Annotated in this window: 13 protein-coding genes; 10 read left to right on the top strand and 3 right to left on the bottom strand. The window is 62.0% G+C overall.

The window, feature by feature from the left end; translation table 11 throughout:
* Window positions 1-293: 293 nt before the first annotated feature.
* Complete coding sequence (locus tag R8871_RS02755) at window positions 294-1,199, top strand: DMT family transporter (RefSeq protein WP_175048932.1); 906 nt, start codon at window positions 294-296, stop codon at window positions 1,197-1,199.
* A gap of 50 nt (window positions 1,200-1,249) precedes the next feature.
* Here R8871_RS02755 and folE read toward each other — a convergent pair whose 3' ends face one another.
* Window positions 1,250-1,888 (bottom strand): GTP cyclohydrolase I FolE, encoded by a 639-nt coding sequence (gene folE / locus R8871_RS02750; protein WP_054040621.1) that lies wholly within the window; start codon window positions 1,886-1,888, stop codon window positions 1,250-1,252.
* Window positions 1,889-2,012: 124 nt separating this feature from the next.
* Window positions 2,013-2,942, bottom strand: coding sequence for a LysR family transcriptional regulator (locus R8871_RS02745; protein WP_175048931.1), 930 nt, complete (start codon window positions 2,940-2,942; stop codon window positions 2,013-2,015).
* Window positions 2,943-4,297: 1,355 nt separating this feature from the next.
* Between R8871_RS02745 and R8871_RS02740 the strand changes: the two genes are divergently transcribed.
* The 5 genes from R8871_RS02740 (at window position 4,298) to pcaC (ending at window position 8,645) form a co-directional block, all read left to right on the top strand.
* On the top strand, window positions 4,298-5,002 hold the full coding sequence (locus R8871_RS02740; RefSeq protein ID WP_154566933.1) for a 3-oxoacid CoA-transferase subunit A: 705 nt from the start codon (window positions 4,298-4,300) through the stop codon (window positions 5,000-5,002).
* Window positions 5,003-5,012: 10 nt separating this feature from the next.
* On the top strand, window positions 5,013-5,672 hold the full coding sequence (locus tag R8871_RS02735; protein WP_175048930.1) for a 3-oxoacid CoA-transferase subunit B: 660 nt from the start codon (window positions 5,013-5,015) through the stop codon (window positions 5,670-5,672).
* Between the two features lie 404 nt (window positions 5,673-6,076).
* On the top strand, window positions 6,077-7,456 hold the full coding sequence (locus tag R8871_RS02730; RefSeq protein WP_175048929.1) for a 3-carboxy-cis,cis-muconate cycloisomerase: 1,380 nt from the start codon (window positions 6,077-6,079) through the stop codon (window positions 7,454-7,456).
* Between the two features lie 5 nt (window positions 7,457-7,461).
* Window positions 7,462-8,253, top strand: coding sequence for a 3-oxoadipate enol-lactonase (pcaD, locus tag R8871_RS02725; RefSeq protein WP_175048928.1), 792 nt, complete (start codon window positions 7,462-7,464; stop codon window positions 8,251-8,253).
* A complete protein-coding gene (gene pcaC / locus R8871_RS02720) occupies window positions 8,250-8,645 on the top strand; it encodes a 4-carboxymuconolactone decarboxylase (RefSeq protein WP_054043292.1) in 396 nt (131 codons plus the stop codon). The genes pcaD and pcaC overlap by 4 nt, the downstream gene beginning before the upstream one ends.
* Window positions 8,646-8,764: 119 nt before the next feature.
* Here pcaC and R8871_RS02715 read toward each other — a convergent pair whose 3' ends face one another.
* Window positions 8,765-9,466, bottom strand: coding sequence for a TetR family transcriptional regulator (locus tag R8871_RS02715; RefSeq protein ID WP_175048927.1), 702 nt, complete (start codon window positions 9,464-9,466; stop codon window positions 8,765-8,767).
* Between the two features lie 392 nt (window positions 9,467-9,858).
* Here R8871_RS02715 and R8871_RS02710 point away from each other — a divergent pair, with 392 nt between their 5' ends.
* The 4 genes from R8871_RS02710 to R8871_RS02695 all read left to right on the top strand — a co-directional run bounded on the left by R8871_RS02710 (window position 9,859) and on the right by R8871_RS02695 (window position 13,740).
* Window positions 9,859-11,466 carry a 6-hydroxynicotinate reductase gene (locus tag R8871_RS02710; protein ID WP_175048926.1) on the top strand — a complete coding sequence of 536 codons (1,608 nt, stop codon included), beginning with the start codon at window positions 9,859-9,861 and terminating at the stop codon, window positions 11,464-11,466.
* A 49-nt stretch (window positions 11,467-11,515) separates the two neighbouring features.
* Window positions 11,516-12,457, top strand: coding sequence for a UPF0280 family protein (locus R8871_RS02705; protein ID WP_175048925.1), 942 nt, complete (start codon window positions 11,516-11,518; stop codon window positions 12,455-12,457).
* A complete protein-coding gene (locus R8871_RS02700) occupies window positions 12,433-13,023 on the top strand; it encodes an amino acid synthesis family protein (protein WP_093647603.1) in 591 nt (196 codons plus the stop codon). The genes R8871_RS02705 and R8871_RS02700 overlap by 25 nt, the downstream gene beginning before the upstream one ends.
* A gap of 132 nt (window positions 13,024-13,155) precedes the next feature.
* Window positions 13,156-13,740 carry an amino acid synthesis family protein gene (locus R8871_RS02695; protein ID WP_175048924.1) on the top strand — a complete coding sequence of 195 codons (585 nt, stop codon included), beginning with the start codon at window positions 13,156-13,158 and terminating at the stop codon, window positions 13,738-13,740.

The following is a 13,740-nucleotide window of genomic DNA, read 5'->3' as shown; positions in this document are numbered from 1 at the left end:
GTTGCCGGGTTGCAAAGTGCGTTCCTGAGAGCGTTTGTCTATGCGCGCGTTCGGTTCGTGTCCAGGCGGGATTCTATTTCGATCAGGATACTCGATGAGACTGGGTGCAGCGCCGGGCTGTTCTGCCTGAGCGTAAGCCAGGTTTGTGTAGGTATGTCGTGGAGCTGGACGCCTGTTCGACCTGGCCGCGCTCCTTATCTCTTTGGCGGGTGCCTTCTCTGCAATTTCGTTCAAGACCGCGCATGTCCGCCGCCGCTACTGTGTCTGCTCGTTCAACGGAACAGGACAGTAGCATGAGCTCACGGTACGTCGGATACCTGTTTTGCGCGCTGGCGATGATCGGCGTCGGCAGTACGGTGGTCGTCAGCAAATCGATTGCAAGCGGATTGCCGCCGTTCAGTGCGACCGCACTGCGCTTTGCCATCGCGTTTCCCCTGTTTGTGCTGGTGATGCGCTGGCGTGGCGTACGCTGGCCGAGTCTCGATCGACACGATACGTTGCTCGTGATCGCCCAGGCAGGGGCGGGCAGCGTCGGTTATACGGTGTTGCTCATCAGCGGCATGAAGCTCGCCTCGGCCGCCGATGCCGGCGTGATTGCCGGCACGTTGCCGGCGGTGTCGGCCGTGGTCGCCATGCTCGCGCTGGGTGAGCGCCCGGCGCCCGCGTTGATCGGCGCGATTGGCCTCGCCACCCTGGGCGTGCTGGTGTGCACCGTGCGTATCGACGATTTCACCACGCCACATGCCGCCAGTTCGCTGACAGGTAACGCGCTGGTGTTTGCGGCGATCGTCTGCGAGGCCCTCTTTATCCTGCTCAATCGCAGGTTGCACACGCCGGTCGCGCCGCTGCCGCTGTCGGCGTTGATGTGCGCCATCGGTTTCGCGGTGGCGCTCGTGCCGGCATGTTTCGAACGGCCCTGGAGTATGCCGTTCAATGCGAGCGCCCTGAACGGTGTGCTGTATTACGCGCTCGTGCCGACCGTGGCTGGTTTTGTTCTCTGGTATGCGGGGGCGGCGCGCATCAGCGGCGCGGAAGCTGGGCTCATGACCGCGCTCGTGCCGGTGAGCGCGGTGGCATTGGCCGCTGTCGTGTTGCGGGAGCCGGTGAGTGCGGCGCAACTGGCGGGCGTTGCATGCGTGCTTGGCGCGGTGTTGCTGGCCACCTTCGGCCAGATGCGTACCGCGCACGGCACGGCGTGAGGCCGCGGCCAATGCCGCAGCCTGATTCGCGGTGTGTCAGCTAAGCGCGATCAGGTATTGGCGACGGCCACTACACCTGGATTGCCCACGATCGACAGAAACTCGCGACGCGTCGACGGATCAGTACGGAACGTGCCCAGCATACGCGAGGTGACCATCGTGACGCCGGCCTTGTGCACGCCCCGGGTAGACATGCATTGATGCGCGGCTTCGAGAATCACGCCTACGCCTGCCGGTTGCAGCACTTCGTTCAACGTATCGGCGATCTGCACCGTCATCTTTTCCTGGATCTGCAGACGCTTGGCGAATGCATCGACGAGACGCGCCAGCTTCGAAATGCCGACCACCCGATGCTCAGGCAGATAGGCAACGTGCGCTCGCCCGATGATCGGCACCATGTGGTGCTCGCAATAGCTTTCGAAGCGGATATCTTTCAGCACGATCATTTCGTCGTAGCCGTCCACTTCGGAAAAGGTGCGCGCGAGGATCTCACGCGGATCGATCTGATAACCCGCGTAGAACTCCTCATAAGAGCGCACTACGCGAGACGGCGTATCGATCAGGCCTTCACGCTCGGGATTATCGCCGGCCCAGCGCAGCAGCACGCGGACCGCTGCTTCAGCTTCTTCGCGGCTGGGGCGGTCTACCGCGGCCGCGGGTTTGGTTTTCTTCGCTTTGCTGCTGGCCATCCGTCGCTCCTCTGGGATTGCGCGTCGACGCTAAACGGAGCGCGCGGGTTCAATGAGTGCGGCCATTGTTCCATGTTTTAGGTCGCATCGTGTCGATGCCCCCTCTCGCGGTCGGGGCGTGTGCTTACTTTGGCCACTCGTCCATGTCGTCGTTGAAGAGTTCGGCGACGATACCGCGCAGCCAGCTCGCCCGCGGATCGTTATGAAACTTGCGATGCCAATGCTGCCGCAGATCGAAGCGCGGCAACGGCAGCGGCGGCTCGACCAGCGTGATCGACGCATGCTCCGACACGTAAGCGAAGCCGATAGCGTGCGGCACCGTGGCGAGCAGATCGGTGCGCGCGAGGATGAACGGCAGACTCATGAAGTGCGGCGTTTCGAGTACGGCGCGGCGCTTGATGCGCTTCTTTTCCAGGTAATGTTCGAGGACTTCCTGGCTGCGCCCTTCGGCCCGCACGACGGCGTGGCCCGACGCCACGTACTGAGCCAGTGTGAGGGGCGCCTTTGCAAGGGGATGCCCCGCGCGCATCAGGCAGATGAACCGATGGGTGAAGAGCCGTTGCTGGAAGAAGTTATTGCCTGAAAGATCGGGGAAATAGCCTACCGCGAGATCGACGTCACCCGATTCGAGTCCACGTTCCACGTGGGAGGGCGAGAGCGAGACCGAGCGCAGATTCGCATGCGGCGCGCGTTCGGCGAAGAGTTGCAGGAGCCGCGGCAGGAAGACGATTTCGCCGACGTCGGAAAGCGCAAGGGAGAAGGTGTGGGTGCTGGTGGCTGGATCGAAGTCTTGCACGTCGAGCATGCCCTTTTCGATGCGTAGAAGCGCATCGCGGGCGGCGGGGAGGATGGCGAGCGCGCGGGGAGTGGGTTCCATGCCTTTCGAGGTCCGCACGAAGAGCGGGTCGTCGAAGTATTCCCGCAGGCGGCCTAGCGCGGTGCTGACGCGGGGTTGGCTGACACCTAGTTGCTCCGCTGCGCGGCTGACGTTGCGGGTGTCTTCCATTGCTACCAGGTAGGGGATCAGGTTTAGGTCCAGGTTTGTGTCGGACATGCTGGTGTTTTTTGCCTGCGGCGCTTTGGGGGGGTATTTGGAATGTGGATAGAGGGTAGTTTAATAATCTTGGTTTTGGATAGTGGTTTTTTGCCTGTTCGGCGGGTTTTTTTGTTTGTGTTCTTGGGGGTGTTGGTCCTTGTTCTGGCTTTCGTGCCTTTCCTTGTTTTGTTAGTGGTCTATTAGCGTTGCCCCTGTGCGGGGCGGCACTTACTTTCTTTGCCGCCGCAAAGAAAGATAAGCAAAGAAAGCGGCTCAAACCGCTAATGCTAAGTGGGCACCGTGGTCTGCTGCGGGTAGTGGTGCGACTGGAATCCGTGCTCTCGCGCATTCAGCGCTAGTGACAAAGGACTCATCCGCTCCCACTCCGCACTGCGTGCGTCGCGGACGGGTATGCAGGGGAAAACACGGGCTTCGGTTGGGGTTTGTGGGGGCCGTCGGCTTCGCCTCGGCGACGCGCTCCTGCATTTACCCAGGAACCCCCACTTCAAATGAACTGTCGGTGCCCCGCAATCGCAATCGCAATCGCAATCGCAATCGCAATCGCAATCGCAATCGCAATCGCAATCTCGACTGCGACTGCGACTGCGACTGCGACTGGCGACTGGCGACTGGCGGTTGCAGTTGCAGCTCCAATCACAATCGCGGTGGTAGCGGTGCAAGGACGGGCCACGGCCCGTTGGCGAGGCGTGGACGTTAAAACGCAGCGATCGGTTTTATGAACGGCTCTTCGGCGCGCGCAGCGCCGCCGGAAGTATGACGCCTTTGTCACTGGCGTATGCCGGTGCGCGAACCCAGATTCTAGTCGCACCACAACCCCAAGCAAGCCACGGTGCCCACTTAGCATTAGCGGTTTGAGCCGCTTTCTTTTGCCTACTTTTCTTTGCGGCAAGCAAAGAAAAGTAGGTGCCGCCCCGCACAGGGGCAACGCTAATAGACCACTAACAAAGCAAGGAAAGGCACCAAAGCCAGAACAAGGAAAGGCACCAAAGCCAGAACAAGGAAAGGCACAAAAGCCAGAACAAGGACCAACACCCTAAAAACACAACCCAAAAGCGCCGACCAGGCAAACAACACCACCAAAAAGCCCCAAAAAAAGCAAAAGCGACCCCGCCGGGGCAGGCCAAATCCTATCCTTAGGGTGAAGGGGGAATCCCCTGCCTTGACAACCAACCCAAACCGCAACCATAATCGCCCTGAACGTTCGCTAACCGAATCCATGTTCATATATCGAACAAAATCGGAAGCAAACAAACCAGAAGCGTCAGCCTCGGCCCGGAGACCGTCCCGCACAAGCCCCTGCCTGCAAAGGCAAAAAGCCTGGCGATACGCAGCGCCCCAAAAGGAAATTCGACATGATCAACAAGATTTTCGAGTCACTTCAATCGGCGGTCGCCGATGTCCACGACGGCGCGACCGTCATGATCGGCGGCTTCGGCACGGCCGGCATGCCGTCCGAGCTGATCGACGCGCTCATCGAACAGGGCGCGCGCGAACTCACCATCGTCAACAACAACGCCGGTAACGGCGACATCGGTCTCGCGGCGCTGCTCAACGCCAAACGCGTGCGCAAGATCATCTGCTCGTTCCCGCGCCAGAGCGATTCGTATGTGTTCGACGCGCTCTATCGCGCCGGTGAAATCGAACTCGAACTGGTGCCGCAAGGCAACCTCGCGGAACGTATTCGCGCAGCAGGCGCGGGCATCGGCGGGTTCTTTACGCCCACCGGCTACGGCACCAAACTCGCCGAAGGCAAGGAAACCCGCCTGATCGACGGCAAGCACTACGTGCTGGAGTCGCCGCTGCACGCGGACTTCGCGCTGATCAAGGCGTTCAAGGGCGACCGCTGGGGCAATCTGGTCTATCGCAAGACCGCGCGTAACTTCGGTCCGATCATGGCGAGCGCGGCGAAAACGGCCATCGTGCAAGTGTCGAAAGTGGTGCCGCTTGGCGAGCTCGATCCGGAAAACATCGTCACGCCGGGCATCTTCGTGCAACGCGTAATCGAAGTGCCGCAAGCTGCGCATCAAGCCGAACTTGCATCCGCGAACGCCGCCTGAGGAGACCGACATGAAAAAACTGACCCGCGATGAAATGGCCAAGCGCGTTGCCCAGGATATCCCTGAAGGCGCTTACGTGAACCTCGGTATCGGCGTGCCGACGCTGGTGGCCAACCACCTTGGTGCCGACAAGGAAATCTTCCTGCACAGCGAAAACGGCCTGCTCGGCATGGGCCCGGCACCCGCGAAGGGCGAGGAAGACGACGAACTGATCAACGCCGGCAAGCAGCACGTCACGCTGCTTACGGGCGGCGCCTACTTCCATCACTCGGATTCGTTCGCAATGATGCGCGGCGGCCATCTGGATTTCTGCGTGCTCGGCGCGTTCCAGGTGTCGGCGAAGGGCGACCTGGCGAACTGGCACACCGGCGCGCCCGACGCGATTCCGGCAGTCGGCGGCGCCATGGACCTCGCAATCGGCGCGAAGCAGGTCTACGTAATGATGGAACACCTGACCAAACAGGGCGAAAGCAAGATCGCGGCGGAATGCACGTATCCGGTCACGGGCGTGAATTGCGTCGACCGCATCTATACGGACCTGGCGATGATCGACGTTACCGACGAGGGGCTGGTGGTGCGCGAGATCTTCTCGGACATCGACTTCGATGCGCTGCACAAACTGACCGGCGTGCCGCTGATCGACGGCACTCAGGCGGCTCGCGCGGCCTAAGCACGGGCCAGGCCGCTGTCCGCACGAAGGCCTGTGGCGAAGTCAAACCGCTGGCCGGCGATGGCAATGCGTATGCCGCGCAGCGTGCTGCCATCAATGTGGGCGCACGCAACGTGCTGTCACCGATTGCGCACGTCGTGCAGCGCGCGACCGTCAATACGCGCGCCGCGCAAATCGTGCAGCGGCGAATGTCGGGAGCACGCATGAGGCAAGCTTCATGCGCGTGACCCGATGTCACGGCGTCACGTTGCTTACAGCGCGCCGACGCGGCGGCATTCGGAACAGAATGCGCCGTAACGCCGTGTGCGGTACGCTCTCGATAGAAAGCGCCAGGGGCGCGCCTCGCAGCACTCCCGGATCGCCGCGGCGAAACCTTCACTTCCGACACCCTCATCGACGCCATCATGCTCGACTCCAGCGGCCGTCTGACCGGCCTTCTTTGCGGCACACAGCCGATGAACGACATCTGGGCGCCGCGTGCCACGCTGCAACGGATGCTCGATGTCGAAGCAGCGCTTGCGCGCGCTTCGGCTGCCCATAACGTGATTCCGCACAGCGCGGTGGCCGCGATCGAAGGCGCCTGCCAGGCCGATCAGCTTGACGCCGACGCCCTCGCGCGCGACGCGGCGCTCGGCGGCAACCTCGCGATTCCCCTCGTCAAACAGCTCACCGCGCGTGTCAAAGCGGCGGACGCTGAAGCGTCGAAGTACGTCCATTGGGGCGCGACGAGCCAGGACATCATCGATACGGCAACGGTGCTGCAACTGCGCGACACCTTCGATCTGCTCGACAGCGGCTTGCAAGCCACATGTGATGCCGTAGCGAAACTCGCGGCCACCCATCGCGCGACGCCGATGATCGGCCGCACCTGGTTGCAGCAGGCGCTGCCCATTACGCTCGGCCTGAAATTCGCGCAATGGCTCGACGCGTTGCTGCGTCATCGTGAGCGGCTCGATGCGTTGCGCGCGCGCGTGCTGGTGCTGCAATTCGGCGGGGCGGCGGGCACGCTGGCGAGTCTGCGTGACGCGGCGCCGCAAGTGACGCAATCATTGGCGCAAGAGCTCAAGCTCGCGGTGCCCACCTTGCCGTGGCACACGCAACGCGATCGCATCGCTGAAACAGCGGCACTGTTCGGCATGCTGATCGGCACGCTCGGCAAAATCGCACGCGATATCTCGCTGCAAATGCAAACTGAAATCGACGAACTGGCCGAGCCCGCCGCGGCTGGCAAGGGCGGTTCGTCGACGATGCCGCACAAACGCAACCCGGTCGGCTGTGCCGCGGTGCTGACAGCAGCGACACGCGCGCCGGGACTGGTGGCCACGGTGTTCGCCGGCATGGTGCAGGAGCACGAGCGCGCGCTCGGCGGCTGGCAAGCCGAGTGGGACGCGTTGCCGGATCTCGCGCGCCTTGCAGGCGGCGCGCTCGCCAACATCGAGCAGATCGCTACGGGTCTCAACGTTAATGTCGCGCGCCTTGTAGCCAATCTCAACGTCACGCACGGATTGATTCTCGGCGAAGCCGTGATGCTTGCGCTTGGCGACAGCATCGGCCGCCTCGATGCGCATCATCTGGTTGAGCGCGCATCAAAAGCCGCCATCGCCGAACGCAAGACACTCTTCGACGTGCTCTCGGCAGACCCCGCCGTGACCGAACATCTTTCGATCGAACGCCTCACGCAACTGCTCGATCCTGCTCAATACGTCGGCCAGGCGCACGCTTATGTGGACGCCGCGCTGGCCCTTCATCATGCGCGCGCGAGGCGCGCTACTTCCAAGGAGTAACCGGCATGCCCTACGCTGCAGTCAACGGTACCGAGCTGCACTATCGAATCGACGGTGACCGTCACGGCAACGCACCGTGGATTGTGTTGTCGAATTCGCTCGGCAGCGATCTGTCGATGTGGACGCCGCAAGTCGCGGCATTGTCCAAACACTTCCGCGTGCTGCGCTACGACACGCGCGGTCATGGTCACTCTGAAGCGCCGAAGGGTCCGTACACGATCGAACAACTGGCCGGCGACGTGCTCGGCCTGATGGATACGCTGAAGATCGCGCGCGCGAATTTCTGCGGGGTGTCGATGGGCGGGCTCACCGGCGTCGCGCTGGCCGCGCGTCACGCGAATCGTCTCGAACGCGTCGTGCTGAGCAATACGGCGGCACGCATCGGTTCACCGGAAGTGTGGGTGCCGCGCGCCGCGAAAGCCCGTACGGAAGGCATGCTCGCGCTGGCCGACGCGGTGTTGCCGCGCTGGTTCACCGCCGACTACATCGAACGTGAGCCGGTGGTTCTGGCAATGATTCGCGACGTATTCGTGCATACCGATAAGGAAGGCTACGCATCGAATTGCGACGCGATCGACGCAGCAGATCTGCGCCCTGAAGCACCCGGCATCAAGGTACCCGCGCTGGTGATCAGCGGTACGCACGATCTGGCCGCAACGCCGGCACAAGGCCGCGAACTGGCGCAAGCGATTCCGGGCGCGCGTTACGTCGAACTGGACGCCTCCCATATCTCCAACATCGAGAAGGCCGATGCCTTCACGAAGACTGTGCTCGACTTCCTGACGGAGCAGAAATGAACGACGAAGACCGTTACGAAGCCGGACTGGGGGTGCGCCGCGCGGTGCTGGGCAGCGCGCACGTCGACCGTTCGCTCGCGAACCGCACCGAGTTGACGGAAGAGTTCCAGAACTTTATTACCCGCTATGCGTGGGGCGAAATCTGGACGCGTGAAGGCTTGCCGCGTCACACGCGCAGTCTGCTAACCATCGCGATGATGGTTGCGCTCAATCGCAGCGAGGAACTCGCGTTGCACTTGCGCGCCGCGAAGAACAACGGTGTGACGCGCGAGCAGATCAAGGAAGTGCTGCTGCAAACCGCAATCTATTGCGGCGTGCCGGCGGCCAATTCGGCGTTCCATCTGGCCGATAAACTGTTCCGCGAAGACGACGCCGCAGCGGCAAAGCCGTAACAAAGTTCGAACGCGGGGGCGGCGTGTAACCAGCCGTCCCGCGAGTCCTGCCTTCTGCAGGAATGAAGCAGCTCAAAACGCAATGCGGAGCCTGAAGCGCACGTCAGACAAAACGCGCTTCAGGCCGTTCTGCTCACATCCATCACTATCTTGTCCACCGGCGACTGCACGCGCACGGTGCGCAACACCGTATCCTTGATGACCTCGCGCCAATGCGCGAGCGCGGCCTTGTCCATCAGCGGTTCACCGAGAAACGCCCCTAGCGTGTACTGATTGGCGTTATAAAAATAACCGAGCGACGCGATTATCAGATACACGTCACGCGCTTTGACGTCGTCACGAAAGACGTTTTGCGCCTTGCCCGCGTCTAGCAACTTCTGCACGACCGAAATCGCATAGCCCGAAATCTCTTTCAGCTTGGACGATTTCTTCGCGTGCTTGCCCTGATGCAGATTCTCGCTCGACAGCAGGGTGACGAACTCGGGGTGATCGAGGTAATACTGCCAGACGAATTCGACCATCTGTTCGAGGCCGTGCACGGGATCGTCCAGATCGAGAGCGAGCTTGCTTTCGGCCTCGTTGAACTGCGTGTAGATCGTCTCCAGCACTTCGACAAACAATTGTTCCTTGCTGCCGAAGTAGTAATAGATCATCCGGTCGTGCGAACGCGCGGCCTTCGAAATACTTTCGACCCGGCCACTTGCATAGCCTTGCTTTGCAAAGACCTTGATTGCCGCTTTGAGAATCTTGGCGCGCGTGTCTTGCGCCTGCTTCGCTCGGATGCCGATAGCGCCCGGCTTGCGGGCAGCAGTGGGACTCATGGCGGTCTCGGATCTCTTTGTTAGCGTCAGGTTGAACGGCATGCGCCGTAGCCGCTTGGTGCGCTCAGATTTGGCGCGCCTTCATCATACAGCCCATATTACGCGTGACGAAATGCCCTGCAATATCATCTGCTTCGGCGTAGATTGATTCGTAATCCCTGCGGGGATGCCGCGCCGCAGCATTCAGACGGGTACTGGAAAACTACCGGGAAACTCGTTGCGCAGTCTATTTTGATCGAGTAGATTTCAAGCAAGTTTGGTGTAGTAGATGCTACACGAACGGTGAGTGACCGCAACATGGAAAAGTGCGGGTCACGCAAAAGTGCCTTTAAACAGGGACTATTTGTCAGCCGGGCAGGACCGATTGTAATGTCGTCGTATGGAACCCCACCATGACAGAACATACGAAGGTCGATTTCGGTGCGGAACGCGTCGACGGCGAAACCGCCTCGACGCCGGGTCCGACCGTGCTCGAAAAAGCGGCGCCGCGCAGCGAGCGGATGGCGTCGAACAAGATCGAATGCAATGCGTGCCCGGTGTTGTGCCAGATTTCGGAAGGCCGCACCGGCGCGTGCGATCGTTATGCGAATGCGGACGGACGGTTGATTCGGGTCGACCCTGTGGTGTTTCTTTCACGCGCCGCGGATTCGCCTGAAGCGATCACAAGCAATGCGGATACCACGGTCGAATTTGGTGCATCGTCGGAGGTGCGCGATCCCGTCGCGGAACAGGCGCTGTTTGTTACCGGCGTTGGCGCATCGTCCACGTATCCCGACTACAAGCCCGCACCTTTCATCGTTTCCTCGAAGCGCGACGACGTCGACATGGTCACGGTCGTCACCGAGGGCATTTTCAGCTATTGCAGCTTCAAGGTGAAGATCGATACCGACCGCTTTCTTGGGCCGGAGCAATCGAACGTACGTTGCCATGGCGAGATTGTCGGCCATGTGACTACGGCGGAGTACGGCTCGCAGATGCTGAGCCTCGGCGGTGTTCATCATCTGACGGGCGGCAGCAAGAAAGAAGGCCGCGTGACGTGCGACATGATGCTCGCGCTCGGCAACAAGGAAGCGGTGGAGTTGACCATCGACGGCGGTGCGAGTCTGGTGATTCGCGCGGGTGCGGCGCCGATTGTCGATGGCGTCGAAGAACAGCGCATGCGGGTGGGTTGTGGGTCGGCCACCATCGGTATCTTTGCGAAGCAATGGTTCGGTCACGCAGACGAAGTGGTCGTGGTCGACGATCACATCACCGGCGTGCTGACTGAGCACCAGGCGGGCCGTTGCCTCGGCATGACGCCCTCAGGTCTGAAGATTCGCGGACGCAAATCGACGCCTGGCCGTTATTTCCAGGTGGCGAACCCCGGCACTGGTTGGGGCGGCACCGACATTCAGGACCCGCTGGCGATTGTCGAAAGCTTCGATCCGGCGGTGGCGAAACCCGGTATGCGCTTGCTGATGGTGTCGACCACCGGCGAACACGCGCAGTGGTATGAACTCGATCAGAACCTCGTGCCGCGCATCGCAGCCATGCCGGATGCCGTGCGAGGCACGGTCGAACGAATCGGCGAGAACTGCGAGCCGTCGCTTGCAACGGTGCTGTTTCTCGGCGGCGCGGGCGGCAGTCTGCGAGCGGGGGCAACGGAGAACCCGGTCCTGCTCACCCGCGCGATCAAACAGAGGCTGGTGAACGTAACATGTGGCGGCGCGCCAACCTACGTGTGGCCGGGTGGCGGCATCACCGTGATGGTGGATGTCTCGCGCATGCCCGATCGATCGTTCGGCACTGTGCCCACGCCTGCGATCGTCGCGCCGATCGAATTCACCATGACGTATGACGCGTATCGCGATCTCGGCGGCCATCTCGACGCAGTGCGTTCATTGGAAAGCGTGCTGGCGAATGGACCGGAGCATACGGAAGGGGCGCCGCTCGCGCGCAGAACTATCGCGCGTCATCCCGACAATCCGTGGCCGCCGGCCATGCCGCCAATGCCAGGCTAACGGCGGCGCCACCGCCGGCACAATCGACACGACAAACTCGACGCACACGATGAACCCCACCCGAACCCGGCTCGACGCGGCCCGCTGGCATTGGCAGCACGGCCCGATCGATCTGATCCTCAGCGCGGACGGCGAGCCCTCCGCGGTGCAGGCTGCTTACGAGGCGTGCTGGGCGCGCTTTGTGGACGTATTGCCCGAGTTGGTCGGCGAGTTGAAGCTGCTTCGGCAGCCTGTGCCGGGCGACGCGGCGCATAGGGATTGCACGTTGAAAGGCGCCGTGGCGCGGCGCATGTGGAACGCATGTCATCCGCACCGCGCGCGCTATATCACGCCGATGGCGGCCGTTGCAGGCAGCGTCGCGGACGAATTGATCACGGCGTTTGCACGCGAAGGCATCTCGCGCGCCTTCATCAACAACGGCGGCGACATCGCACTCCATTTGACCGAAGGACAGCAGTACCGCGTGGGCGTGTTCGCCGATCTGGCGGCGTTCTCAGGCGAGAAAGCCTCAGGCGATCGGGCTTTGGACGCAAACCTGACGCTCGACGCCGCCATGCCAATTCGCGGCGTCGCGACAAGCGGCTGGCGCGGCCGCAGCTTCAGCCTGGGGATCGCCGACAGCGTAACGGTGCTCGCCCGCAATGCCGCCACCGCCGATGCCGCCGCCACGATGATCGCCAACGCCGTCAATCTGGAGCATGCGGGTATCGTGCGCAGGCCGGCTTCCTCGTTGAAGGACGATAGCGATCTCGGTGATCTGCTCGTGACTGTCGACGTGCCGTCCTTGCCGCAACCACTAATCGATTTCGCGCTGGCACGCGGTGTCGACGCGGCGCAGCGCTTGCACGAACAAGGTTTGATCGAAGGCGCCGTGCTGTTCCTGCAAGGGCGGGCGCGTGTGACCGGTGGTACCTATCAGAATGGCGCGTTATTTATGCAGCGCGCCCGGATAACAACGGAGGCTCCGTGTTCGAAATACGCCGCGTGCTGACGCACGTCGAAGACATTTTCCACGAGTTCGGTCCCGCGCCTGCGCAGCCGCTCAGGCGCGGCGCGATTGCCGCGGTGATGACGAATCCGTTCGCCGGCCGCTACGAAGCCAGAATCGAACACGCCATGGAAGCGCTTAAGCCGATCGGCTTTGACATGGCGCAACGGTTGCTGGCGGCGATGGCCGTGCCGCACGCGGCGATCGAAAGCTATGGCAAGGGTGCAATCATCGGCTCGCGCGGCGAACTCGAGCATGGCGCGTTGTGGCACGTCCCCGGCGGCTATGCGATGCGCGAACTGCTGGAAAAAAACGGCGTGCCGACCAACGCGATCGTGCCGTCGACGAAGAAAGTCGGCGCGCCTTCCACCGCGCTCGACGTGCCGCTGACGCATGTCAACGCGAGCTACGTGCGCAGCCATTTCGATGCGATCGAAGTGCGTGTGCCCGGCGCGCCCGCAGCGGACGAGCTGGTGTATATCCTCGTGATGAGCACGGGCCAGCGCGTGCATGCGCGCGTTGGAGGCCTGGCGAAAGAGGCGATTGTGGGCAAGGACGGCTTGCGTTGAGCGGCGCCCGAGCCACGCAATGCGCTGAAGCATTGCAATGAAACAATGAGTCGAAGCGCTGAGCTGAAACGATGCGCTGAGGCGAGTAAGTAGAACACTAAGCAGAACACGCATCGAAACCCGGAGATCGAAATGGCAATCAAGCTTCGCAAGCTGGTCGTGCAGGTCGATGAGACACGCATTGAAATGGGGCAGGCCATCGAGCCACCGACACGCCGTGCAGTCGCGATTGCGGTGATCGATAATCCTTACGCGGGCCGCTATGAGGCCAGGCTTGACGCGCTGATCGAAGCCGGTGAGGAACTGGGTGCCTTGCTCGGCAACAAGTGCGTCGAAGCCTTAGGTATCAAACCGGGCGACGCGCAGAGCTATGGCAAGGCGGCGATCGTCGGCGAAGCGGGGGAACTCGAACATGCGGCGGCGATTCTGCACCCCAAGCTCGGTGCTCCGCTGCGGGTCGCAGTCGAGAAGGGCGCGGCGCTGGTGCCGTCGGCGAAAAAAATGGGTACGCTTGGCACCGCGATCGACGTGCCGCTGGGACACAAGGATGCGGCCTTCGTGCGCAGCCATTTCGATGCAATCGAAGCGCGCGTGTCAGACGCGCCGCGCGCCAACGAAATTGTCGTGGCGGTCGCAGTGACGGCTTCGGGCCGGCCGTTACCGCGTATCGGCGGCTTGCAGGTGAGTGAGATCAAAGGCGAAGACGGTTTGCGCTGA

The sequence above is a fragment of the Paraburkholderia sediminicola genome (assembly GCF_902859805.1).
Classification (GTDB): Bacteria; Pseudomonadota; Gammaproteobacteria; order Burkholderiales; family Burkholderiaceae; genus Paraburkholderia; species Paraburkholderia sediminicola.
Note: the sequence above shows the minus strand (reverse complement) of the source record. Positions and strands in the feature narration are given on the sequence as shown.